Source organism: Delftia sp. NA_296.1 (assembly GCF_052692095.1).
This window is the reverse complement of sequence record NZ_JBQZGF010000001.1, coordinates 446398-468987: the sequence shown is the minus strand read 5'-3', so window position 1 is coordinate 468987 and position 22590 is coordinate 446398. Positions and strand designations below refer to the sequence as shown.

Here is a 22590-nt window from a genome sequence, read left to right as displayed (position 1 = left end):
CTGCTTACTTGGACTGCGTGGTCTGCGCGTCAACCGGCGCGGAGGCCACTGCGGCTGGCGCCTTGCCCTGTGCCCTGTCTTGCGCATCGGCCATGGCGACGGGCGGCAGCTCGGGCAATTGCTTGAGCGGTGCCACGTTCTGGCCCGCCACGATGTGGGCGATGCGTTCCTCCGCCTGGGGCAATGCCATGTCGTAGATGGAGGTCTGGGCCACGGGGGCATTGCGCGTGGCGGTTGCCAGCACTTCGCCCTGCTGGTCGCGCACGTCCACCTTGACTTCCATGGACAGGCCCACGCGCAGCGGGTGCTGGGCCAGGTCTTCCGGCGACAGGGCAATGCGCACAGGCACGCGCTGCACCACCTTGATCCAGTTGCCGGTAGCGTTTTGCGCGGGCAGCAGAGAGAAGGCCGCGCCGGTTCCTGCGCCCATGCCCACCACGGTGCCGTGGTAGCTGATCTTGTCGCCGTAGACATCGGCCGTCAGTTCGGTCTTCTGGCCTATGCGCAGCTGGGCCAGCTGGCTTTCCTTGAAGTTGGCATCCACCCAGAGGTTGTGCAGGCCCACCACCGTCATCAGCGGCGCGCCCGAGGCCACGCGCTGGCCCAGTTGCACGCCGCGCTTGGCCACATAGCCTTCCACGGGCGAGACCAGGCGCGTGCGCTGCAGCGCCAGATAGGCCTCGCGCACCTTGGCGGAAGCGGCGATCACGCTGGGGTGCTCTTCGGCGCTGCTGCCCTTGGTCTGGGCTTCGGCAGCGGTCAGCTGTGCCTTGGCGGCGCGCACGGCGGCTTCTGCTGCAGAGGCGGCGTTGCCTGCCGTGCGGGCCAGGGACTGGGCGTGGTCGAACTCTTCCTTGCCCACGGCGCCGGTGGCCAAAAGCGGGCGGCGGCGGTCCACGTCCTCGCGGGCGCGGGCGGCATCGGCCTGCAGCCGGGCCAGGTCTGCCTCGCGCTGGGCCACCTGGGCCACCAGGGGCGCGTTGTTGGCATACAGCGTGCGCACCTGGCGCACGGTCTGGGCCAGTTGCGACTCGGCTTGGGACAGGGCAACCAGGGCATCGGCCGAGTCCAGCTGCACCAGCAGCTGGCCGGGCTTGACGTAGTCGGTGTCGTCGGCGCCGATGCTGATCACCGTGCCGCCGATCTGCGGCGTGATCTGCACCACGTTGCCCGCCACATAGGCGTTGTCCGTGGTCTGGTAGTTGCGGGCCACCATCCAGTGCCAGCCGCCCCAGGCGACGGCGGCCACCGCGACGGCGGCGGCGATGAGGGTCAGGCCCTTGCGGCGGCCCTGCGGATTGGCCACGGGCGAGGCTGCGGCCGGTGCGGCGGCAGGGCTGGGTGCTTGCTTGTTGGTGTCGGTCATGGTGTACGGCGCTTTGTTATCTGTGAATGTGGTTTTGCGGCCGGGGCAGGGAGCTGGCGGTCTGTCACGCTGGCTGGCGGTCTGCCCGGTGGAGGGTCAAGAGTGCGGTGGATTCCTGTGCGGGTTGCTATCTCAGTGCTGGCTGACCTGCACGGCAGCCGTGCCATCGGTCCAGCCGCCGCCCAGCGCCTTCATCAGCGACACGCGCGTGTCCAGCGCGCGGGCGCGCAGGTCCACGTCCAGGCGGCGCTGGGTGATCACCTGGGTTTCGGTGTTCAGCACCGTCACCTGGCTGGCAAGGCCCGCCTTGTAGCGCTGCACGGCAAAGTCGTAGGCGCGTTCGGCCTTCTCCAGCGACTCGGCCTGCAGCTGCTGTTGGCGCGCCAGCGATTGCACGGAAGTGATGGCGTCGCCCGCTTCCTTGACCGCATCGAGCACCACGCCGTTGTACTGGGCAATGGCGGTGTCCAGGTCGGCCTGCGTGCCGCGCAACTGGGCGCGCAGGCGCTTGCCGTCGAACAGGGGCAGGCGCAGCGCGGGCGTGATGCCCATCTGGCGCGAGCTGCCCTTGAACAGGTTGTCCAGGCCGATGGCATTGAGGCCGATGAAGGCCGTGAGATTGATATCGGGATAGAAATCCGCCCGCGCGCTCTCTATGCCCTGCGTTGCGGACTCCACGCGCCAGCGCGCGGCCACCACATCGGGGCGGCGGCCCAGCAGGTCGGCACCCAACTGGCCGGGCATGGCCTGGATCTGCAGCGCGGCCAGACGGGGCGACAGCTGCAGCTGCGCCTCGGGCGCCTGCCCGCAGAGCACGGCGATGGTGCGGCGCGCCAGCGTGATCTGCTCGTCCAGCATTTCGATCTGGGTACCGGCATCGGGCAGGCCGGCCTGGGCCTGGGTCAGCTCCACCTGGCTGTCCAGCCCGGCGCGCGTGCGCTGCTGGCTCAGGTCCAGCAGCGACTGGCGCTGGGTCAGCGTGCGGCCAGCCACATCCTTTTGGGCAATCAGGCGAGCCAGCGCCACATAGCTGCGCGCCACCTGGGCGGCGAGCTGGTTGGCGGCGGCGGCACTGTCGGCCTGGGCGGCACGGGCCTGGCCCAGGGCGGCCTGCAGGTCGGCGGCATGGCGGCCAAAGAAATCCGGTGTCCAGCTCAGGCCGGCCTGCAGGTTGCCGGTGTTGTAGGTATGGCCGGCAATGGGTGCGGGCACCAGGCCGTTGGCGCTGTAGTGCTGGCGCGTGGCGTCGACGCCGAGCGTGCCGCGCACATCGGTGGCCGTGCTGGTGGCCGTGGCCAGGGCGGCAGCCTTGTCGAAGCGGGCGCGGCTCATGGCCAGGCTGGGGCTGCCCTGCAGCGCCTGGGCGATCAGCGCATCCAGCTGGGCATCGCCCAGGGACTTCCACCAATCGGCGGCGGGCAGGCTGGTATTGGCGCCTGTCTCGGACTGGGCCGTCAGACCCAGTTCGGCGGCGCCCAGCCGGGCCAGCGGCTCATGGGCCGGGCCCTGAGAAGCACAACCGGCCAGGGCCAGCGCGGCGCACAGGGTGGCCGCTGCGGCGGCTACGCGGCGGGGCGCAGCGGACACGGAAACAAAGGATTTGGGCATGGTGGTCTGCCTGTTGGGGGTCAAAAATCAGGAAATCGGAAACAGGGGCGGAAAAAGGGGGCTGGCGCTGTCAGTCGACAGGCGTGGCAGGCGCAGGGGCCGGCGGAGCAGCTTCCGGCGCGCGCATCGCATCGCCGTTGGCCAGCAGGCGGCGCAGCATGTCCAGCAGCTGGCGCGACTCGTCATGGCTGAAGCCGGCCATATGGGCATTCATCACGCTGGACAGCACCTGCGGCACCTTGGCCGCCATGGCGCGGCCTTCATCGGTCAGCACCAGCTTGACCACGCGCCGGTCCACCGTGGAGCGCTCGCGCCGCAGCATGCCCTTGGATTCGAGCCGGTCCAGCGCCCGCGTGATGGAGGCCGGATCCAGCCCCAGGTCACGCGCCATGCCGGCATTCGTGGCATCGCTGCACAGCAGCAGCTTGTACAGCGGCAGCCACTGCACATAGGTCAGCTCATGCTCGGCCAACTGCGCATCGGCCTGCTGGAGGATGGAACTGAGCACCTTGCGCATGAGGAACCCCACGCTCTCGAAGGGCGTGTAGCTGCCTGGGCTGTAGAAGTCCGAGGGCTGCAGGCCGTTGGGCAGGGGAGGCTGGGTCATGGTGTCTGCGGGTGAAATAATTGACTGCGCAATGATTGTTGCGGCAATTATTGCAGAAACACCGGTTGACCGTGTGACGCGAGGGTGCCGGGGACGGGATCAGGGTTATCCAGACCCGCCGGTGGCTTTCAGCTCCTCAGATCCGCCACCGGCCGCCTTCAAGCTCACTTGTCCTGGGCCACCGCATGTCCCTTCTCCAGCCTTGCTACCGCCTCCCGGTAGGCGGGGCTGGCGCGCAGCTGCTGGTAGCGCTCCAGGCCGCGCTGGTATTCGGTGGAGCGGACATCGATCTCGCGGTCCGAGAGATAGGTGAGTCCGGCGCGGTGCCACATTTCCAGGTCGGCCAGCACCTGGGCGCGGCTGAGGTCGGTGGGGGCAGCGGTGGAGGAGGGCGCGGCGTCCTGGGCGAGGGCGGTGCCGGCCAGGCCCAGGCTGAGGGCGGCCAGGGCGATGAAGCGGGTGAAGTCGGAAGTGCGCATGGGGAACCTTTCAGGTGAAGCGAAGTGATGAGGGCTTCATGGTCCCGCCGCCGCCCTGGCCGGCACAGCCGTTTGCGACGCACTGCAGCATGGCGGGAGCCAATGGCTGTTGGGTTTCGTGAAATGTCAGGAGGGCAGGCGCGGCCGTCCGAGGAGCGCCGCCAGCCATGGAAATGGGTTGAGCGGCGCTTGTGCGGCACTTGTGCAGCAGATAATTTCAAGTTAATCGAATAAATCGGCATAAACAGCTGTGAAATGGCTGGTGGAAGCATGAATCGGCAGCAAATTCCAGCGGCGCAGGCCGACAATCGCCGCTCTCCATGTCTTCATCCATTCCACTTTCCCCCGCTGCCGTTTCGGCAGATTCCGTCTCCCGCAGTTCCGAGGCCTTTCGCGGCTTCAGGGATGCGATTCCCGTGATGCTGGGCTTCGTGCCCTTTGCCCTGGTGCTGGGCGCCCAGGCCGTGCAAAAGGGGCTGGCACCGCTGGAGGTTCCTCTCATGACCGGGATGAACTTCGGCGGCGGCTCGGAGTTCACGGCCATACGGCTGTGGACTTCGCCGCCGCATGTGCTGCTGATCGTCGCCATGTCCTTCCTGGTCAATTGCCGGCACATCCTTATGGGTGCGGCGCTGGCGCCCTATCTGCGCCATCTGCCCAGGCGCCGTGCGCTGCCGGCCCTGTTCTTCATGTGCGACGAAAGCTGGGCGCTGGCCCTGGCAGACGCGCAGCGCAGTGCCGCCCGGCGCGTGAGCCTGCCTTACTACATGGGCGTGTCGGCAGGCCTGTACATGGCCTGGGTGTCGTGCACGGCGGCCGGTGCCTTTCTGGGGCCGCGCATTGGCGACCTGGAGCAGTACGGCTTCGACATGGCGTTCACCGCCGTGTTTCTGGTGCTGCTGCGCGGCATGTGGAAGGGCGTCAGGCCTTGCCGGCCCTGGCTGGTGAGCCTGCTGACGGCGGCCCTGGTCTACAAGCTGGTGCCTGGCGCCTGGTATGTGGCGGCCGGCGCCGTCTCTGGCCTGGTCTGCGCGGCCTTGCTGGCGCCCAGGAGCTGAGCGATGGAAGCCACAACCTTGCTGACGCTGGTGCTCATGGCGTGCAGCACGTATTTCACGCGGGTGATCGGCTACCTGCTGCTGCGCGGGCGCACGCTGAGCCCGCGCATGCAGTACGTGATGGAAAGCCTGCCGGGCTGCGTGCTGATCTCGGTGATTGCCCCGGCGTTTGTGTCCGAGCGGCCGGCCGATCTGCTGGCCCTGGTGGTGACGATGGTGGCCGCGAGCCGGCTGCCCATTCTGCCGACGGTGCTGATCGGCATTGCATCGGCGGGAGCGCTGCGGCATGTGCTGGGGTGATTGCGGGCGGGGCAGCGGTGTTTTTGGCCTTCAGTTCGTGCGCCGGTGGTCGATGTACGGGGCATGCAAGTCTCATCCTCCACATCGGCTTCCGCCTCGGGAGCCGCTTCATCCTCCGGCGGCAATGACATCGTTGCGTTGCAGCGCAAGCTCAAGGAGCTGCAGCAGGCGCTCAAGGAAGTGTCTTCCGAGAACATCGACGCCAAGGCCAAGCAGACGAAGGCCAAGCTGCTGCAGTCGCAGATCATGATGGTGCAAAGCCAGATCGAGGCGCTCATGCGCGCCAGGCAGCAGGCCCAGATCGACAAGCAGCGCGAGCAGCAGCAGGCGGCCGAAGCCAAGTCGCCGTCCCAGCCGAAGAGCAACAAGGCGCCCGGACTGGGTGGCGTGGTCGACGTCTACGTCTGAATGGAAATGGCTCGTTCTTTCATGGGCCATTTTTTTGATGATCTTGATGTAACTTACATGAATGAATTGGCCGTGCCTTGGATAGGTTGGCCTGGCAACGGGGTTGAGGGCAGGGGCGGGGCATCCGCACTGTGGCGGGTGTCTTTACACATCTCGCGGAACTTATTGAGTTTTGTCTCTCAAGAAATCGGCCACCGCTACCGATAAGGCAACTAATGTGACTGCCTGGATGCGATAGCGATGGCCTATACCGACGGCAGCACTGGGCCAGAGGTTCTGCGATGAAAAAACTCAGCGATGTGCGTATCGGTACCCGGCTTACAGCCGTCTTTCTTGTCCTGCTGGTCTGCCTGATGGCCGTAGGGGGCGTCGGCGCAAGGGCGCTGGGCCATGTGTTTTCGGGCACGGAGACCCTGTACCAGGACCGTGTGGTTCCACTCAAGCAGCTCAAGCAGATTGCGGATGCCTATGCCGTCAACGTCATAGACACGGTCAATAAAGCCAATGCGGGCCTGATCACGGCGCAGGAGGCATCGGCCAGCATCTCGGGCACGCTGCCCGCGATCGAGGCCGCCTGGCGCAGCTACTCGTCCACCCAGCTCACAGCGCAGGAGGCCGTGCTGGCCAAGCAGGCCCAGGCACTTTTCGCGCCGGCCAATCAGAGCATCGACAAACTGCTGCAGCGCCTCAAGCAGCTGGACGGCAAGAAGGCCGGCAGCCTGGATGAGTTCGACGGCGCGCTGTATGCCAGCATCGATCCCATCAGCGCCAAGATCGGCGAGCTGGTCGAGCTGCAGCTCAAGACGTCGGAGGATGTCTATGGGGACTCCAGGGAGGTTTTCGCACGGTCGCAGATGCTGATCTACGGTTTTGTGGCGGCTGCCGTCATCCTGGCCGTGGCCCTGGGCTACATGGTCACGCGCTCCATCACGGTGCCCTTGAAGTCGGCCGTGGAAGTGGCCCGGCACATCGAGCAGGGCGACTTGGCTTCGGAAATCCAGGCCACTGGGCGTGACGAGGTCGGCGACTTGCTGCGCTCCATGAGTGCCATGCGCGAGTCGCTGGCAAACATCGTTGGCGATGTGCGGCGCGGCGTGGAGTCGGTGACCACGGCCTCCAGCCAGATCGCTGCCGGCAACCAGGATTTGAGCAGCCGCACCGAGCACCAGGCCTCCAGCCTGCAGGAAACGGCGGCATCGATGGAGCAACTGGCCGGCAACGTGGGCCAGAGCTCCGAGAACGCGCGGCAGGCCAGCGCCCTGGCCGTGCGTGCCAAGGAGGTGGCCGGCGTGGGCGGCGGCGCGGTCGCCAGGGTCATCGGCACCATGGACGAAATCTCGGCCAGCAGTGGAAAGATTGCCGAGATCACGGGCGTGATCGACTCCATTGCCTTCCAGACCAATATCCTGGCGCTCAATGCAGCGGTGGAGGCCGCGCGGGCAGGCGAGCAGGGCAGGGGCTTTGCCGTGGTGGCCGGGGAAGTGCGCTCCCTGGCCCAGCGCAGCGCCGCAGCGGCGCGGGAGATCAAGGCACTGATCACGGCATCCACCGACAAGGTACGGACAGGCGGCAACCAGGTTCGGGAAGCAGGCAAGGCCATGGATGCCATTGAAGCCCAGGTGAGCGAGGTGGCGTCGCTGATCGAGGCCATCTCTGCCTCCAGCGTGGAGCAAAGCGGTGGCCTTGGGCAGATCACCCAGGCCGTCTCCCAGATGGACCAGGTCACGCAACAGAATGCCGCCTTGGTGGAAGAGTCGGCAGCCGCTGCAGCCAGCCTGGAACGGCAGGCGCGGGTGCTGGCACAGGCGGTGGCCACGTTCCAGATCAGCTCGGCGAAGGAGATCGGCATGGCGAGCCCCAGCCTGACATTGGCAGCTGCTTGATGCAGACCCGGGAAGAGCGTGCGCAGTGCGCTCTTCCTTTCTTTTGATCAATTCAATGTAACTTACATAAATTCAATCGATATCAAAAATAGAAAAAGCCGCAGTTTTGAGCGGCGGCTGCTTGTCAGGAACAGGGGGTCAACCCGCGCTGTTGCGGCCTTGCCAGCGCTCGGCAGGCTTGCTGTACATGGCGGCGATCTGCGACTCGAACCGCGTCATGAGGTTGTTGCGCTTGAGCTTGAGAGTAGGCGTCATCAGCCCGTTTTCTATGGTCCAGGGCTCCAGCTCCAGATGCACGGCGCGTGGCACGGCATAGCGGGCAAAGCTGGCCACCTGCTTTTCGATGCGTGCCAGTGCCTCGCGTTCGGCGGCGGAGTGGTTCAGGCTCTTGGGGTCTTCGGGATCCAGGCCCAGGCGCTGGGCCATGGCCTGCCATTCGCCGCGTTCGATCACGGCCACGGCGGCGATGAAAGGGCGGTCTTCGCCCACGACAAAGACCTGGGTGAAGAACGGGTCGCCGGTAATGGCCAGCTCCAGGTCGGCCGGTGGAATCTTTTCGCCGGTGGAGGTGACGATGATTTCCTTGATGCGTCCCTGTATGCGCACGCGCCCGTCCTCGATCACCGCCTGGTCGCCCGTGCGCAGCCAGCCGTCGTCTGTGAAGGTCTTGGCGGTGTCTTCGGGGCGCTCCCAATAGCCGCGCATCACGCAGGGGCCACGCACCTGCAGCTCCCGGTTCTCGCCAATCCGCACCTCCACGCCGGGCAAGGCGTGGCCCACGGTGGCGGGGTGGTTGTCCTCCAGCGTGTTGGCACAGACCACGGGTGAGGTTTCCGTCATTCCATAGCCCTGGATCAGCGGCAGGCCCAGGCCGAGAAAACAGCGCGCAATCGTCGGTGACAGCGGCGCGCCGCCACTGACGGCCACGCGCACGCGGCCACCGAACTGGGCCAGCAGCGGCTTGGCCACCAGGTGGTTGAGCACCGGCCAGGGCAGCCATTGCATCCAGCCCGGCACGTCGGGCTGGGGCGCTTGCGCATCGGCAATGCCTTGTGTTTCACAAAAGCGCTGCCAGCCCCTGGCCTGGGCCAGCTCGAACAGCTGGGCCTTGAGCGGTGCACGGGCCAGCGTCTCCATGACCTTGGCGTGCACGCGCTCGTAGATGCGCGGCACGGACACCAGCACCGTGGGGCGCTGGGTCTTGAGATCCTCGGCCAGCTGGGCCACAGAACGCGCATAGGCCACGCAGGCGCCCACGGCCAGCGCCAGGTAGTAGCCAGCCGTGCGCTCGAAGGTGTGCGACAGCGGCAGGAAGGAGAGGAAAACATCGTCGCTGCGCGGCTGCAGCCGCTGCATCACCGCCTGCACGTTGGAGACCACGTTGCGGTGCGTGAGCATCACGCCCTTGGGCTTGCCCGTGGTGCCCGAGGTATAGACGACGGCGGCCAGGTCCTCGGCAGAGGGAGGCGGGGGCAGGGGGACTGCGCCGCCTTCAGCGAGCCATTGGGCCAGCGGCTGCACCGGGATCTGGCGCAGGGCCTCCAGGACGGCGGCATCGCCTTCGGCTTCAGGCTCTGCGGCCCGGGAAGCCGGCTTGGCCGACGCCACGACCACCTTGCGCAGCGCAGGCAGGGCCTGGCCCGTGGCGCAGATCTTGTCCCAAGTGGATTGCTGTGCCACGAACAGCATGGACACCTGGGCGTTGGCCAGGATGTAGGCAATGCTGCCCGCGTTGTCTATGGCGTGCAGCGGCACGGGCACATGGCCGCAGCGCAGGCTGGCCAGGTCGATGGACATGGCGTCCAGACCGTTGGGCAGCAGGATGGCGATGCGCGATCCTGCCGGCAGCTCCTGCGCGGCCAGCGCCTGCGCCCAGAGGGCCACGCGCTCGCCGGCCTGTGCCCAGTTCAGCGTCTTCCAGCTGCGCGCATCCTCGTCATAGGCCCGGTAGGCCTCGCCTGCGGGCGTCTGCTGAACGCGCAGGGCCAGCATTTCCACCAGGGTGGAGGCCGTGGCCATGCTGGCATCGGCTGGCAGGCTCATGGCCAGGGAAGGGGCGCGGGCTGGGTCTTGGATGCTCATGCGAGGAGGGTGCAGGCCGAAGTGGATGTAGCCGCCGATGATAGCCGGGGCTTTCCGCAGGCCCTGGCGTCAGCTTCGGACATGAGCGGGTGCGGCGCACGCGTTTATGCTGCACTGCAGCGTTTTCGTGTGTCCACTCTGAAACCAACCAGGAGCCGCATGTCTGCCTACGTCGCCACCGTTGCACACCGGGCCCGATTCCAGACGGGGCGGCCGCCTGCGCGTCATGGCCGCGCCAGATGGTGCCGGCTGCGCAAGAGCGCCGAACGGCAGGCTTCAGGACGCCGCAGCCAGGCCGTTCTGAAAATGCTGACGCATGGCCTGGGCCGCTGCAGCGCCATCGCGGCGCAGCAGGGCCTGCATGACGGTCTCGTGCTCGGCCAGCGAATCCTCGATGCGGCCCTGCTTGAACAGCGACTTGTGGCGGTTGAGCTTCATCACCTTGCGCAGATCGGCCACCAGCTGGTTGCGCCAGCGGTTGTCGGCAATCTGCAGCAGCTGCATGTGAAAGCTTTCGTTGAGTTCGAAGAAGCGGTCTGCATCGCGCGTCTGCGCCTTGAGTTCCTCGTGGGTCTGCTGCAGGGCGGCAAGCTCTTCGTCGCTGCCCGATTCGGCCACCACCTGAACGGCATCGGATTCCAGCAGGCTCAGCAGGTGGTAGACATCGGCAATGTCCTTGGACGACACCTCGGTCACATAGGCGCCACGGCGCACCTTCATGGTGACCAGGCCCTCGGCGGCCAGCACCTTCAGGGCCTCGCGCAGCGGGGTGCGGCTGATGCCGTATTCCTCGGCAATCTTCAGTTCGTCGATCCAGTCACCGGGCGCCAGCTCGTGCTCGAAGATGCGCAGGCGCAGCTTCTCTGCAACCTGTTCGTAGAGAGCGCGGGGAGTGAGGGTGTTTGTCGACATGTGGCCCGGATTGTATCGGCAAAGATATTTTGAATGAATAATTATGAATGATGTAAACTGCGGCAGCTCTGGGGCATGCCCTCAAGGGCACCTGTCATTCACGAGCCTGAGAACATGAGACAAGACCATCCGACAGCGCAGAACGGCCAGGAATTCGCAACTGCCGACCTGCAGAAATGGGCCCAGGCGGCCGCCAAGGCCGCTCCCGGGGGCGACATCCAGGCACTGCACTGGACCACGCCCGACGGCATCGACGTCAAGCCGCTGTACACGGCGGCAGACACGGCCAACCTGCCCCATACGGATAGCCTGCCAGGCTTCGAGCCCTACATCCGCGGTCCGCAGGCCACCATGTACGCGGGCCGGCCCTGGACCATTCGCCAGTACGCCGGCTTTTCCACGGCCGAGGAGTCCAACGCCTTCTACCGCAAGGCGCTGGCCGCCGGCGGGCAGGGCGTGTCGGTGGCCTTCGACCTGGCCACGCACCGGGGCTACGACAGCGACCATCCGCGTGTGACGGGCGACGTGGGCAAGGCCGGCGTGGCCATCGATTCGGTCGAGGACATGAAGGTGCTGTTCGACCAGATCCCGCTGGACAAGATCAGCGTGTCCATGACCATGAACGGCGCGGTGCTGCCCGTGCTGGCCGGCTACGTGGTGGCGGCCGAGGAGCAGGGCGTGGCCCAGGACCAGCTGTCGGGGACCATACAGAACGACATCCTCAAGGAGTTCATGGTCCGCAACACCTATATCTACCCGCCCCAGCCGTCGATGCGCATCATCGGCGACATCATCGAGTACACGAGCAGGAACATGCCCAAGTTCAACTCGATCTCGATCTCGGGCTACCACATGCAGGAGGCGGGCGCCAACCAGGCGCTGGAACTGGCCTTCACGCTGGCCGACGGCAAGGAGTACGTCAAGACCGCCACGGCCAAGGGCATGGATGTGGACGATTTCGCGGGCCGGCTGTCCTTCTTCTGGGCCATCGGCATGAATTTCTACCTGGAGATCGCCAAGATGCGCGCGGCCCGCCTGCTGTGGTGCCGCATCATGAAGGGCTTCGGCGCCAAGAAGGCCAAGAGCCTGATGCTGCGCACGCACTGCCAGACCTCCGGCTGGTCGCTCACCGAGCAGGACCCCTACAACAACGTGGTGCGCACCACCATCGAGGCCATGGCCGCCGTCTTCGGCGGCACGCAGAGCCTGCACACCAACAGCTTTGACGAAGCCATCGCGCTGCCCACCGAGTTCTCGGCCCGCATTGCGCGCAACACGCAGTTGATCATCCAGGAAGAGACCCACATCACCAATGTGATCGATCCCTGGGCCGGCAGCTACATGATGGAGAAGCTGACCCAGGACATGGCCGACGCCGCCTGGAAGATCATCGAGGAGGTCGAGGCCATGGGCGGCATGACGGCCGCCGTGGATTCGGGCTGGGCCAAGCTCAAGATCGAGGCCGCCGCCGCCGAGAAGCAGGCGCGCATCGACTCGGGCAAGGATGTCATCGTTGGCGTCAACAAGTACAAGCTGGCCAAGGAAGATCCCATCGACATCCTCGAGGTGGACAACGTCAAGGTGCGCGACAGCCAGATCGCACGCCTGAACCAGATCAAGGCCAGCCGCGATGCAGCCAAGGTCGAGGCCGCCCTGCAGGCGCTGACCCAGGCCGCCGAAAGCGGCGAGGGCAACCTGCTGGACCTGGCCATCCAGGCCGTGCGCCTGCGTGCCACGGTGGGCGAGGTCTCGGATGCACTGGAGAAGGTTTTCGGGCGCCACCGCGCCGATACGCAGAAGGTGACCGGCGTGTATGCAGCAGCCTACGACTCGGCCGAGGGCTGGGAAAAGCTTAAGGGCGAGATCGACGCATCGTCCGAGCAACTGGGCCGACGCCCGCGTGTGATGATCGCCAAGCTCGGCCAAGACGGCCATGACCGCGGCGCCAAGGTGGTGGCCACGGCCTTTGCCGACCTGGGCTTCGACGTGGACATGGGCCCGCTGTTCCAGACGCCCGAGGAATGCGCGCGCCAGGCCATCGAGAACGACGTGCACGCCGTGGGCGTGTCCACGCTGGCGGCCGGCCACAAGACCCTGGTGCCGGCCATCATCGAGGAGCTGCGCCGCCAGGGCGCGGACGACATCATCGTCTTCGTGGGCGGCGTGATTCCCGCGCAGGACTACGACTTCCTCTACAACGCCGGCGTCAAGGGCGTCTATGGTCCGGGCACACCCATACCGGCCAGCGCCAAGGATGTGCTCGAACAGATCCGCCAGGCCAACAGCCTCTGAGCCCGCCGCAGTGACTCCCGAGCAAATGCAAGACGGCATCCTGAACGGCAACCCCGCCGTTCAGCGCCGGGCCATGGCCAAGGCCATCACCCTGCTGGAATCCACGCGCGCCGACCACCGTGCGGCGGCCGATGTGCTGCTCACGGCCCTGCTGCCGCATACGGGCGGGTCTTTCCGCCTGGGCATCAGCGGCGTGCCGGGCGTGGGCAAGAGCACCTTCATCGAGACGCTGGGCCTGTTCCTGATTGCGCGCGGCCTTCGCGTGGCGGTGCTGGCCATCGACCCATCGTCCACCGTGTCGGGCGGCTCCATCCTCGGCGACAAGACGCGCATGGAGCATCTGTCCGTCAACCTGGATGCCTACATCCGCCCCAGCCCCAGCAGCGGCACCCTGGGCGGCGTGGCCGAGAAAACCCGCGAGGCCATGCTGGTCTGCGAGGCGGCTGGCTACGATGTGGTCATCGTCGAGACCGTGGGCGTGGGCCAGAGCGAGATCGCCGTTCAGGGCATGTGCGACATGTTCTGCCTGCTGCAACTGCCCAATGCGGGCGATGACCTGCAGGCCATCAAGAAGGGCGTGATGGAGCTGGCCGACCTGGTCGTCATCAACAAGGCCGACATCGATCCCCATGCCGCCACGCGCGCCCAGGCCCAGATCACCTCCAGCCTGCGCCTGCTGGGCATGCACGGCAACCCCGAGCACGCCCACCACGACGAGCGGCTGTGGCAGCCCAGAGTCATCACCATCAGCGCGCTCAAGCAAGAGGGCGTTGACGGCTTCTGGAGCGCGGTGGAGGAATTCCGCCGCCTGCAGCAGGCCAACGGCCGCCTGGCGCTGCGCCGCGAACGCCAGGCCCTGTCCTGGATGTGGGAGCGCATCGACTCCGGCCTCAAGCAGGCCTTCCGGCAGCATCCGCAGGTGCGGGCGCTGCTGCCCCAACTGCAGGCCGACGTGGCAGCAGGGCGGATCGCGGCCAGCACCGCCGCTAGAAATCTGCTGCAAGCGCAGGCCGGGCCCGCAATGGCGCCGCCTTCAGCGCCAGCGACGGCACCCGCCGCAGCGCCGCAGTGACCGCAGACAAGACAACACCAGCAACCCGTACCGTTAGACGTTAGAGGAATCGCAGCATGCAAGACATCCTGGATCAACTGGAGACAAAGCGCGAACAGGCCCGCCTGGGTGGCGGCCAAAAGCGCATAGACGCACAGCACAAGAAGGGCAAGCTCACGGCGCGAGAGCGCATCGAGCTGCTGCTGGACGACGGCACCTTCGAGGAATGGGACATGTTCGTCGAGCACCGCTGCACCGACTTCGGCATGGAAAACAGCAAGATCCCCGGCGACGGCGTGGTCACCGGCTACGGCATGATCAACGGCCGCCTGGTCTTCGTCTTCAGCCAGGACTTCACCGTCTTCGGCGGCGCGCTGTCCGAGACCCATGCCGAGAAAATCTGCAAGATCATGGACCAGGCCATGAAGGTCGGCGCCCCCGTGATCGGCCTCAACGACTCGGGCGGCGCCCGCATCCAGGAAGGCGTGGCCTCGCTGGGCGGCTATGCCGACGTGTTCCAGAAGAACGTGCTGGCCAGCGGCGTGGTGCCGCAGATCTCCATGATCATGGGGCCCTGCGCGGGCGGCGCCGTGTATTCGCCGGCCATGACGGACTTCATCTTCATGGTCAAGGACAGCAGCTACATGTTCGTCACCGGCCCCGAAGTCGTGAAGACCGTGACGCACGAGGAGGTCACGGCCGAGGAGCTGGGCGGCGCCATCACCCACACCACGCGCAGCGGCGTGGCCGACATGGCCTTCGACAACGACGTGGAGGCGCTGATGATGCTGCGCCGCCTCTACAACTACCTGCCGCTGAACAACCGCGAGAAGGCGCCCGTGCGCTACACCTCGGACCCCGTGGACCGCGCCGACAAGTCGCTGGACACCCTGGTGCCCGACAACGCAAACAAGCCCTACGACATGAAGGAGCTGATCCTCAAGACCGTGGACGATGGCGACTTCTTCGAGCTGCAGCCCGACTACGCCAGGAACATCATCACCGGCTTTGCGCGCATGGACGGCCAGACCGTGGGCATCGTCGCCAACCAGCCCCTGGTGCTGGCCGGCTGCCTGGACATCAAGAGCTCCATCAAGGCCGCGCGCTTCGTGCGTTTCTGCGATGCCTTCAACATCCCCGTGGTCACCTTCGTGGACGTGCCCGGCTTCATGCCCGGCACCAGCCAGGAGTACGGCGGCATCATCAAGCACGGCGCCAAGCTGCTGTACGCCTATGCCGAGGCCACGGTGCCCAAGATCACCGTCATCACGCGCAAGGCCTACGGCGGCGCCTATGACGTGATGGCCTCCAAGCACCTGCGCGGCGACGTCAACCTGGCCTGGCCCCATGCCGAGATCGCCGTGATGGGCGCCAAGGGCGCCGTGGAGATCATCTTCCGCGAGGACAAGAACGACCCCGCCAAGCTGGCAGCGCGCGAGGCCGAGTACAAGGCCCGTTTCGCCAACCCCTTCGTGGCAGGAGCGCGCGGCTTCATCGACGATGTGATCCAGCCGCATGAGACGCGCAAGCGCATCTGCCGCTCGCTGCAGATGCTCAAGAACAAGCAGTTGGAAAATCCGTGGCGCAAGCATGGAAACATCCCTCTGTGACCAGGCCCTGATATCAAAGATCGAATCCAGAAAAAACAGGCTGCGAAGATGTTCAAGAAGATCCTGATTGCCAACCGCGGCGAGATTGCCTGCCGCGTCATCGCCACCGCCCGCAAGATGGGCATACAGACCGTGGCGGTGTACTCCGATGCGGACCGCGAGGCACGCCACGTCAAGCTGGCCGACGAGGCCGTGCACATCGGCGCCGCGCCCAGCCGCGAGTCCTACCTGCAGGCCGACCGCATCATTGCCGCGTGCAAGCAGACCGGCGCCCAGGCCGTGCACCCGGGCTACGGCTTCCTGTCCGAGAACGAGGCCTTCGCCCGGCGCGTGGAGGAAGAGGGCATCACCTTCATCGGCCCCAAGCACGCGGCCATTGCGGCCATGGGCGACAAGATCGCCTCCAAGAAGCTGGCCGACAAGGCCGGCGTGAGCACCATTCCCGGCTACAACGACCCCATTGCCGGCCCCGAGGCCGCCGTGGAGATCGCCAAGGGCATTGGCTACCCCGTGATGATCAAGGCCAGCGCCGGCGGCGGCGGCAAGGGCCTGCGCGTGGCCTATAACGACAAGGAAGCCTTCGAGGGCTTTGCCAGCTGCCAGAACGAGGCACGCAACAGCTTTGGCGACGACCGCATCTTCATCGAGAAATTCGTGCAGGAGCCGCGCCACATCGAGATCCAGGTGCTGGGCGACGGCCACGGCAACGTGATCTACCTGAACGAGCGCGAATGCTCCATCCAGCGCCGGCACCAGAAGGTGATCGAAGAGGCGCCGTCCCCCTTCATCAGCGACGCCACGCGCCGCGCCATGGGAGAGCAGGCCGTGGCCCTGGCCAAGGCCGTGGGCTACCAGAGCGCGGGCACGGTGGAGTTCGTGGTCGGCAAGGACCAGGATTTCTACTTCCTGGAAATGAACACCCGCCTGCAGGTGGAGCACCCGGTGACCGAGTGCATCACCGGCCTGGACCTGGTCGAGCAGATGATCCGCGTGGCCGCTGGCGAGAAGCTGGCCATCGCGCAGGAAGACGTCAAGCGCAATGGCTGGGCCATCGAGTGCCGCATCAACGCCGAGGACCCGTTCCGCAACTTCCTGCCCTCCACGGGCCGCCTGGTGCGCTTTGCGCCGCCCGAGCAGACCATGTGGCAGGCCGACACCGGCCACCTGCACGGCGTGCGCGTGGATACGGGCGTCTATGAGGGCGGCGAGATCCCCATGTTCTACGACTCGATGATCGCCAAGCTCATCGTGCACGGCAGCGACCGCAACGACGCCATCGCCAAGATGCGCGAGGCGCTCAATGCCTTCGTGATCCGGGGCATCAGCTCCAACATCCCGTTCCAGGCCGCGCTGCTGGCCCATCCCAAGTTCAAGAGCGGCGACTTCAACACCGGCTTCATCGCCGAGCATTACTCCCACGGCTTCCACGCAGAGGACGTGCCCCACGGCGATCCGGACTTCCTGGTCGCCCTGGCCGGCCACATGAACCGCCGCTACCGCGCGCGCGCCGCCACCATCAGCGGCCAGATGCGGGGGCACGAGCTCAAGGTCTCGGCCGACTACTGCGTGGTCGTGCTGGGCGCCGAAGGCCAGCACCAGTACCGCGCCGTGCAGGTCTCGGACTTCGACGCCGAAAGCCGCGCCAGCACCGTCACGGTGGATGGCAAGCCCTATACCTTCCGCAGCGAAACCCCCATGCGTGCCATGTGCGTGCAGGGCAGCTGCAACGGCAAGCCCTTCACGGCCCAGGTCGAGCGCGGCACGGCCCGAAACCCGCTGGCCCTGCGCGTCATCCACAACGGCACGCAGATCGACGCCCTGGTGCTCTCGCCGCGCGGCGGCGAACTGCACCGCCTCATGCCCTACAAGGCGCCGCCGGACCTGTCCAGGTTCCTGCTGTCGCCCATGCCGGGTCTGCTGGTGGACGTGGCCGTGCAGCCGGGCCAGAAGGTGCAGGCCGGTGAGAAGCTGGCGGTGATCGAGGCGATGAAGATGGAGAACATCCTGTTCGCCTCGCAGGACGGCGTGGTCGGCAAGATCAGTGCAGCCAAGGGCGATTCGCTCGCGGTGGACGATGTGATCCTGGAATTCGAGTGATTCCTGCGCCGCGGGGCGGGGCGGTGGCATGCATGAAGCATGTCGCCGGCCGCCCGGCGTTGCTGTTCCGACTCAGGTGCAATAAATTTTTGCTAAATCCGAGGCGCTCGCTTTAGAATTTGTAAAAAGATGTGTCACTCTCCAGGACCGGCATGAACCTCAATTCCAAGGCAGCTCAAAGAGAGATCGACGAGCGCACCAACCTCACCAGCAACAACAAGTTCGAGCTGCTGCTGTTCCGGCTGGGCAGCGACTCCGGCCTGGGCCAGTCCGAGCTGTTCGGGATCAATGTGTTCAAGGTCCGCGAAATCGTGGCCATGCCGCACATCACGCCCATCGCGGGGGGCACGGCCCATTCGCTAGGGGTGGCAAACCTGCGCGGGCAGGTGATCCCGGTGCTGAATCTTCCCGCCATCATGGGCTGCAAGCCCCAGACCGGCCTGAACATCATGCTGGTCACCGAGTATGCGCGCACCACCCAGGCATTCGCGGTGGAGTCCGTCGAGGACATCGTGCGCCTGGACTGGAAGCAGGTGCTGTCGGCCGAGGCCAGCAGCACCGGCGGCAAGCTGGTCACCAGCATCGCCCGCCTGGATGGCGACACCGACAACTCGCGCCTGGCCCAGGTGCTGGATGTGGAGGCCATCCTGCAATTGGTGTCCCCCACCGACGCCCAGGAAATCACGCCGGAAAAAGTGGGCGCCAGGCTCAAGCTCAAGCCCGGCGCCATCGTGCTGGCCGCCGACGATTCCTTCGTGGCGCGCTCGCTGATCGAGAAGGAGCTCAAGGTCCTGCAGGCACCGTATGAAATGCTCAAGTCCGGCAAGGAGGCCTGGGACCGCCTCAACGCCATCGCCGACAGTGCCCACGCAGAGGGCCTGACGGTGGCCGACAAGGTCGCCCTGGTGCTGACCGACCTGGAGATGCCCGAGATGGACGGCTTCACGCTCACCCGCCACATCAAGCAGGACGCGCGCTTCCATTCCATTCCCGTGCTCATCCATTCCTCGCTGTCCGGATCTGCCAACGAAGACCATGTGCGCAGCGTTGGCGCGGACGGCTACGTGGCCAAGTTCGCGGCAGAGGATCTGGCCGAGACCCTGCGCCGCCTGCTGCCGGGCTGATGGCCATGGAGGAGGGCGCACAAAGCCCTCTTCGCTTCAACTGCTCTGCCGCACCACCAGTTCGTAGCCCAGATCCACGCTGGGCGGCTCCACAGCCTCGCCACGCATCAGCTGCAGCAGCATGCGCGCACCTTCGGTGCCGATATGGCCGCGTGGCGTGCGGATGGTGGTCAGCGGCGGCACCATCTGGTCGCTGCCGGGCAAGTCGTTGAAGCCTGCGATGGCGATCTGCTCGGGCACGCGTATCCCCCGGCGCAGAGCCTCCAGCAGCGCACCCTGGGCGATGTCGTCGTTGCAGAAGAACAGGGCATCGACGGCAGGGTCCAGGCGCAGGGCCGCGTCCAGCAGCTCGGCGCCCAGCGCCATCGACGTGGGGCGGGGCCAGAGCAGTTCCAGGGCGGGGTCATGCAGGCCCGCCGCCTGCAGGGCATGGCGGTAGCCCGCAGCGCGCTGCATCACGCGGGCATCGAGCTGGCCTGCGCAAAAGGCAATGCGCCTGTGTCCTCGCTCCATCAAGTGCCGCGTGATGGCGGCCCCGGCCTCGGCCTGCGAAAAGCCCACGCTGGGCGCACCAGGCTCGCCGCCCAGTTCCATCAGGTGCACGCAGGGGACCTTGCTGGCCTGCACCAGTTCACGCGCAGCGGGGCTGCGGTCAAAACCCGTGAGCAGCAGGCCGGCCGGGCGCATGGGCAGGTAGGTGCGCAGCAGCTGTTCTTCTTCGGCCCGGTCGTAGTGGGTCACGCCGATCAGCGCGTGGTAGCCCGCAGAGAACAGCACCTTGTGAACCGCCTCGATCAGGTCCACGAACAAGGTGTTGGACAGCATGGGCACCAGCACCAGCACCTGGGCGCTTTTCTGCGAGGCCAGGGCGCGAGCGGCGGGGTCGGGCACGTAGCCCATCTGCGCGGCGGCCGTGCGGATTTTCTCGACCAGGGCCGGGTCCACGCGGCGCTCGCCGCGCAGGGCGCGCGAGACCGTCATGGGGCTGACGCCAGCGGCCTGTGCCACATCGCTGAGCGTGATGCGCCCGCTGGCCCGCGAGGAGCGGGCGCGGCCCGTGGCGGGCAGGGCCGGGCCGGAAACATCGGCGGAGGGCGATTCTGGGGAGGCAGGCGGAATCTGACGGGCCAAGGGATTGTCCTAGGTCGGGGGCGGGAGGGTTGAAGATTATGATAGCGCTATCCCAATCATTCGACGGCCCTCACTCCTGCGTGTAAACCCGGACGACGGCCTCTGAAGCACACCGAAATCCAAGGCAGACCCTGGTCTGCCAATTTTTGCAAGAACATGGATAGCGCTATCCCAACAACCACCGCGGCCACCCCCGCAGACACCCGCCCACGGGCGCTGGTCGTCATGGGCGTTTCCGGCTGCGGCAAGTCCAGCGTGGGGCAGGCCCTGGCCGATGCCTTGGGCTGGGCCCTGCACGAGGGCGATGCCCACCATGCCGAGGAAAGCATCCGCAAGATGCAGGCCGGCATCCCCCTGACCGACGACGACCGCAGCGGCTGGCTGGACCGGCTGGCCCAGCTGCTGGCCCAGGCCATGCCGGGGCAGGGCGTGGTGCTGACCTGCTCGGCCCTCAAGCGCAAGTACCGCGACCGGCTGCGTGCCGCCGGCCCGGCCGGTGCCGTGGGCTTCGTGTTCCTGGACCTGAACTACGACACGGCGCTGCAGCGCGTGCAGGAGCGCGCCGGCCACTTCTTCTCGCCCGAGCTGGTGGCCAACCAGTTCGCCACGCTGGAACGCCCTGATGGCGAATGCGCCGTGCTGTCCGTGGACGCCACGCTGCCGCTGACCGACATCGTGCACCGCGCCCAAAGCTGGCAGGTGCTGCCCGCGGCGCAGGCCGACACCTTCTCCCAAAACCCATAACGCCAGGAGACAAGCCCCATGCAATCCGATTCCCCCGCAGTCCGGCCCAAGCCGCGCCTGCAGCACTTTGCCGAGGTGCTGATGGTGCTGGCCCTGGCCGGCATGGTCATTGCCGTGTTCGTCAACGTGGTGCTGCGCTATGTGTTCCACACCAGCATCGTTTCCTATGAGGAAATCTCGCGCCTGCTCTTCGTCTGGCTGGTGGCCATTGGCGCCATCGTGGCCGCTTTCGAGGGCAGCCACCTGGGCTTCGACCTTGTGACATCCCGCGTGGGGCCTGGCGTGCGCAAGGCGCTGTTCTGGGTGTCGCAGGCACTGGTCCTGGTCTGCATGGGCCTGCTGCTGTGGGGCTCCTGGGCCCAGGTGGAGGCCGGGCTGAACAGCTACAGCACGGTGCTGGGCTACCCGCTGGCCCTGGGCGCTGCGGCCACCCTGGTGCTGGCCGTGGGCCTGCTGGTGGTGACGCTGCGCGACCTGCGCCGCGGCGCGCCGGCAGAAAACCATGCCGAAACGACGGTCGAGTAAGGAGTACGCACCATGGTTGTGACCCTGATCTTTCTGGCCGTGCTGATTGGCGGCATGGTGATCGGCATGCCCATCGCCCAGGCGCTGGTGTTGACCGGCGTGGCGCTGATGTGGCACCTGGACTTCTTCGACTCGCAGCTGCTTGCGCAGAACCTGCAGGCCGGCTTCGACAACTTCCCGCTGCTGGCCGTGCCCTTCTTCATCCTGGCCGGCGAGCTGATGAATGCAGGCGGCCTGTCGCGCCGCATCATCGACCTGGCACGTGCCTATGTGGGCCATATCCGTGGCGGCCTGGGCTATGTGGCCATTGGCGCGGCGGTGCTGCTGGCGTCCATGAGCGGTTCGGCCATTGCCGATACCGCCGCCCTGGCCACCATCCTGCTGCCCATGATGCGCGACCAGAAGTATCCCGACAGCTACAGCGCGGGCCTGCTCGCCTCGGGTGGCATCATCGCGCCCATCATTCCGCCGTCCATGCCCTTCGTGATCTACGGCGTGACGACCAACACCTCGATCAGCAAGCTGTTCCTGTCGGGCGTGGTGCCGGGCCTGATCATGGGCGTGTTCCTGATCTTTGCCTGGTGGTCCATCGCCCGCAAATACGACCTGTCGCGCGGCGAGCGCATGGCCTGGGGCCCGCGTCTGAAGGCACTGGCCAAGAGCTTCTGGGCCATGATGATGCCGGTCATCATCCTGGGCGGCCTCAAGGGCGGCGTGTTCACGCCCACCGAGGCGGCCGTGGTCGCAGCCGTCTATGCGCTGTTCGTGTCCATGGTGATCTACCGCGAGATGACCTGGACCCGGCTCTACGCCGTGTTCCTGGCCGCCGCCAAGACCACGGCCGTGGTCATGTTCCTGTGCGGCGCCGCCACGGTAACGGCCTACATGATCACCCTGGCCGACCTGCCCAACATGCTGGCTGACAGCTTCTCGGGCCTGCTGGGCAGTCCCGTGCTGTTCATGGCCACGATGATGCTGTTCCTGCTCGTGGTGGGCACGGCCATGGACCTGACGCCGACCATCCTGATCTTCGGCCCCGTGTGCGCGCCGCTGGCCGTCAAGGCCGGCATCGATCCCATCTACTTCGGCTTCATGTTCATCTACGTGGGCTGCATCGGCCTGATCACGCCGCCCGTGGGAACGGTGCAGAACGTGGTGGCCGGCGTGGGCCGGCTGCGCATGGAGACCGTGATCAAGGGCACGAACCCGTTCCTGATGGTCTATGTGCTGCTTGCCGTGCTTTTCGTGATTTTTCCGCAAATCATCCTGGCCCCTCTGCGCTGGATGCATTGATCCCTCACTACAACCCAAGG

19 protein-coding genes are annotated in these 22590 nt (G+C 66.3%); 12 read left to right on the top strand and 7 right to left on the bottom strand.

The features are described from left to right. Positions 1 to 4 precede the first annotated feature (4 nt). The 4 genes from ACUTR7_RS02270 to ACUTR7_RS02255 form a co-directional block, all read right to left on the bottom strand. Entirely contained in the window at positions 5 to 1366 is a 1362-nt protein-coding gene (locus ACUTR7_RS02270; RefSeq protein ID WP_445608006.1) for an HlyD family secretion protein, read from the bottom strand. 132 nt (positions 1367 to 1498) lie between these two features. Further along, a complete protein-coding gene (locus ACUTR7_RS02265; protein WP_445608005.1) occupies positions 1499 to 2974 on the bottom strand; it encodes an efflux transporter outer membrane subunit in 1476 nt (491 codons plus the stop codon). Between the two features lie 70 nt (positions 2975 to 3044). After that, a complete protein-coding gene (locus ACUTR7_RS02260) occupies positions 3045 to 3581 on the bottom strand; it encodes a MarR family winged helix-turn-helix transcriptional regulator (protein ID WP_043821956.1) in 537 nt (178 codons plus the stop codon). 164 nt (positions 3582 to 3745) lie between these two features. After that, positions 3746 to 4060 (bottom strand): DUF4148 domain-containing protein, encoded by a 315-nt coding sequence (locus ACUTR7_RS02255; RefSeq protein ID WP_043821957.1) that lies wholly within the window; start codon positions 4058 to 4060, stop codon positions 3746 to 3748. Positions 4061 to 4380: 320 nt separating this feature from the next. Between ACUTR7_RS02255 and ACUTR7_RS02250 the strand changes: the two genes are divergently transcribed. The 4 genes from ACUTR7_RS02250 (at position 4381) to ACUTR7_RS02235 (ending at position 7709) form a co-directional block, all read left to right on the top strand. Continuing rightward, a complete protein-coding gene (locus ACUTR7_RS02250; RefSeq protein WP_013802443.1) occupies positions 4381 to 5118 on the top strand; it encodes an AzlC family ABC transporter permease in 738 nt (245 codons plus the stop codon). A 3-nt stretch (positions 5119 to 5121) separates the two neighbouring features. After that, entirely contained in the window at positions 5122 to 5418 is a 297-nt protein-coding gene (locus tag ACUTR7_RS02245; protein ID WP_088164764.1) for an AzlD family protein, read from the top strand. Positions 5419 to 5481: 63 nt separating this feature from the next. After that, a complete protein-coding gene (locus ACUTR7_RS02240) occupies positions 5482 to 5826 on the top strand; it encodes a FlxA-like family protein (protein WP_012205575.1) in 345 nt (114 codons plus the stop codon). Between the two features lie 281 nt (positions 5827 to 6107). Next, entirely contained in the window at positions 6108 to 7709 is a 1602-nt protein-coding gene (locus tag ACUTR7_RS02235; RefSeq protein WP_099750877.1) for a methyl-accepting chemotaxis protein, read from the top strand. Between the two features lie 138 nt (positions 7710 to 7847). Here ACUTR7_RS02235 and ACUTR7_RS02230 read toward each other — a convergent pair whose 3' ends face one another. Both ACUTR7_RS02230 and ACUTR7_RS02225 read right to left on the bottom strand, forming a co-directional pair. Next, positions 7848 to 9791: an AMP-dependent synthetase/ligase gene (locus ACUTR7_RS02230; protein WP_445608004.1), complete on the bottom strand. Its 1944-nt coding sequence runs from the start codon at positions 9789 to 9791 to the stop codon at positions 7848 to 7850. A 276-nt stretch (positions 9792 to 10067) separates the two neighbouring features. Then, positions 10068 to 10703, bottom strand: a complete 636-nt coding sequence (locus ACUTR7_RS02225; protein WP_012205578.1) for a GntR family transcriptional regulator — start codon at positions 10701 to 10703, stop codon at positions 10068 to 10070. A 114-nt stretch (positions 10704 to 10817) separates the two neighbouring features. Here ACUTR7_RS02225 and scpA point away from each other — a divergent pair, with 114 nt between their 5' ends. From scpA to ACUTR7_RS02200, 5 genes are all read left to right on the top strand, one after another. Then, positions 10818 to 12995, top strand: a complete 2178-nt coding sequence (gene scpA / locus ACUTR7_RS02220; RefSeq protein WP_013802440.1) for a methylmalonyl-CoA mutase — start codon at positions 10818 to 10820, stop codon at positions 12993 to 12995. A gap of 25 nt (positions 12996 to 13020) precedes the next feature. Continuing rightward, positions 13021 to 14067: a methylmalonyl Co-A mutase-associated GTPase MeaB gene (gene meaB, locus ACUTR7_RS02215; protein ID WP_445608003.1), complete on the top strand. Its 1047-nt coding sequence runs from the start codon at positions 13021 to 13023 to the stop codon at positions 14065 to 14067. A gap of 56 nt (positions 14068 to 14123) precedes the next feature. Continuing rightward, entirely contained in the window at positions 14124 to 15656 is a 1533-nt protein-coding gene (locus ACUTR7_RS02210) for an acyl-CoA carboxylase subunit beta (RefSeq protein ID WP_012205581.1), read from the top strand. 48 nt (positions 15657 to 15704) lie between these two features. After that, positions 15705 to 17753, top strand: coding sequence for an acetyl-CoA carboxylase biotin carboxylase subunit (accC, locus tag ACUTR7_RS02205; protein WP_099750875.1), 2049 nt, complete (start codon positions 15705 to 15707; stop codon positions 17751 to 17753). Positions 17754 to 17905: 152 nt separating this feature from the next. Beyond that, complete coding sequence (locus tag ACUTR7_RS02200; protein WP_445608002.1) at positions 17906 to 18877, top strand: chemotaxis protein; 972 nt, start codon at positions 17906 to 17908, stop codon at positions 18875 to 18877. Between the two features lie 36 nt (positions 18878 to 18913). Here ACUTR7_RS02200 and ACUTR7_RS02195 read toward each other — a convergent pair whose 3' ends face one another. Then, positions 18914 to 20008: a LacI family DNA-binding transcriptional regulator gene (locus tag ACUTR7_RS02195; RefSeq protein WP_012205586.1), complete on the bottom strand. Its 1095-nt coding sequence runs from the start codon at positions 20006 to 20008 to the stop codon at positions 18914 to 18916. 156 nt (positions 20009 to 20164) lie between these two features. Between ACUTR7_RS02195 and ACUTR7_RS02190 the strand changes: the two genes are divergently transcribed. From ACUTR7_RS02190 to ACUTR7_RS02180, 3 genes are read left to right on the top strand one after another with little or no spacing between them, the layout of a single operon-like run. Next, positions 20165 to 20752: a gluconokinase gene (locus tag ACUTR7_RS02190; RefSeq protein WP_445608001.1), complete on the top strand. Its 588-nt coding sequence runs from the start codon at positions 20165 to 20167 to the stop codon at positions 20750 to 20752. A gap of 18 nt (positions 20753 to 20770) precedes the next feature. Continuing rightward, positions 20771 to 21277, top strand: a complete 507-nt coding sequence (locus ACUTR7_RS02185) for a TRAP transporter small permease (RefSeq protein ID WP_071955890.1) — start codon at positions 20771 to 20773, stop codon at positions 21275 to 21277. 12 nt (positions 21278 to 21289) lie between these two features. Continuing rightward, complete coding sequence (locus ACUTR7_RS02180) at positions 21290 to 22570, top strand: TRAP transporter large permease (RefSeq protein ID WP_013802434.1); 1281 nt, start codon at positions 21290 to 21292, stop codon at positions 22568 to 22570. Positions 22571 to 22590: the final 20 nt, after the last annotated feature.

Excerpts from the sequence above, each read along its gene's own strand:
- ACUTR7_RS02250 (WP_013802443.1), top strand. The coding sequence starts at position 4,381 with ATGTCTTCATCCATTCCACTTTCCCCCGCTGCCGTTTCGGCAGATTCC.
- ACUTR7_RS02255 (WP_043821957.1), bottom strand. The coding sequence starts at position 4,060 with ATGCGCACTTCCGACTTCACCCGCTTCATCGCCCTGGCCGCCCTCAGC.
- ACUTR7_RS02185 (WP_071955890.1), top strand. The coding sequence starts at position 20,771 with ATGCAATCCGATTCCCCCGCAGTCCGGCCCAAGCCGCGCCTGCAGCAC.
- ACUTR7_RS02230 (WP_445608004.1), bottom strand. The coding sequence starts at position 9,791 with ATGAGCATCCAAGACCCAGCCCGCGCCCCTTCCCTGGCCATGAGCCTG.
- ACUTR7_RS02200 (WP_445608002.1), top strand. The coding sequence starts at position 17,906 with ATGAACCTCAATTCCAAGGCAGCTCAAAGAGAGATCGACGAGCGCACC.
- ACUTR7_RS02260 (WP_043821956.1), bottom strand. The coding sequence starts at position 3,581 with ATGACCCAGCCTCCCCTGCCCAACGGCCTGCAGCCCTCGGACTTCTAC.
- ACUTR7_RS02210 (WP_012205581.1), top strand. The coding sequence starts at position 14,124 with ATGCAAGACATCCTGGATCAACTGGAGACAAAGCGCGAACAGGCCCGC.
- ACUTR7_RS02265 (WP_445608005.1), bottom strand. The coding sequence starts at position 2,974 with ATGCCCAAATCCTTTGTTTCCGTGTCCGCTGCGCCCCGCCGCGTAGCC.
- ACUTR7_RS02235 (WP_099750877.1), top strand. The coding sequence starts at position 6,108 with ATGAAAAAACTCAGCGATGTGCGTATCGGTACCCGGCTTACAGCCGTC.
- scpA (WP_013802440.1), top strand. The coding sequence starts at position 10,818 with ATGAGACAAGACCATCCGACAGCGCAGAACGGCCAGGAATTCGCAACT.
- ACUTR7_RS02190 (WP_445608001.1), top strand. The coding sequence starts at position 20,165 with ATGGATAGCGCTATCCCAACAACCACCGCGGCCACCCCCGCAGACACC.
- meaB (WP_445608003.1), top strand. The coding sequence starts at position 13,021 with ATGCAAGACGGCATCCTGAACGGCAACCCCGCCGTTCAGCGCCGGGCC.
- ACUTR7_RS02180 (WP_013802434.1), top strand. The coding sequence starts at position 21,290 with ATGGTTGTGACCCTGATCTTTCTGGCCGTGCTGATTGGCGGCATGGTG.
- ACUTR7_RS02270 (WP_445608006.1), bottom strand. The coding sequence starts at position 1,366 with ATGACCGACACCAACAAGCAAGCACCCAGCCCTGCCGCCGCACCGGCC.
- ACUTR7_RS02245 (WP_088164764.1), top strand. The coding sequence starts at position 5,122 with ATGGAAGCCACAACCTTGCTGACGCTGGTGCTCATGGCGTGCAGCACG.
- ACUTR7_RS02240 (WP_012205575.1), top strand. The coding sequence starts at position 5,482 with ATGCAAGTCTCATCCTCCACATCGGCTTCCGCCTCGGGAGCCGCTTCA.
- accC (WP_099750875.1), top strand. The coding sequence starts at position 15,705 with ATGTTCAAGAAGATCCTGATTGCCAACCGCGGCGAGATTGCCTGCCGC.
- ACUTR7_RS02225 (WP_012205578.1), bottom strand. The coding sequence starts at position 10,703 with ATGTCGACAAACACCCTCACTCCCCGCGCTCTCTACGAACAGGTTGCA.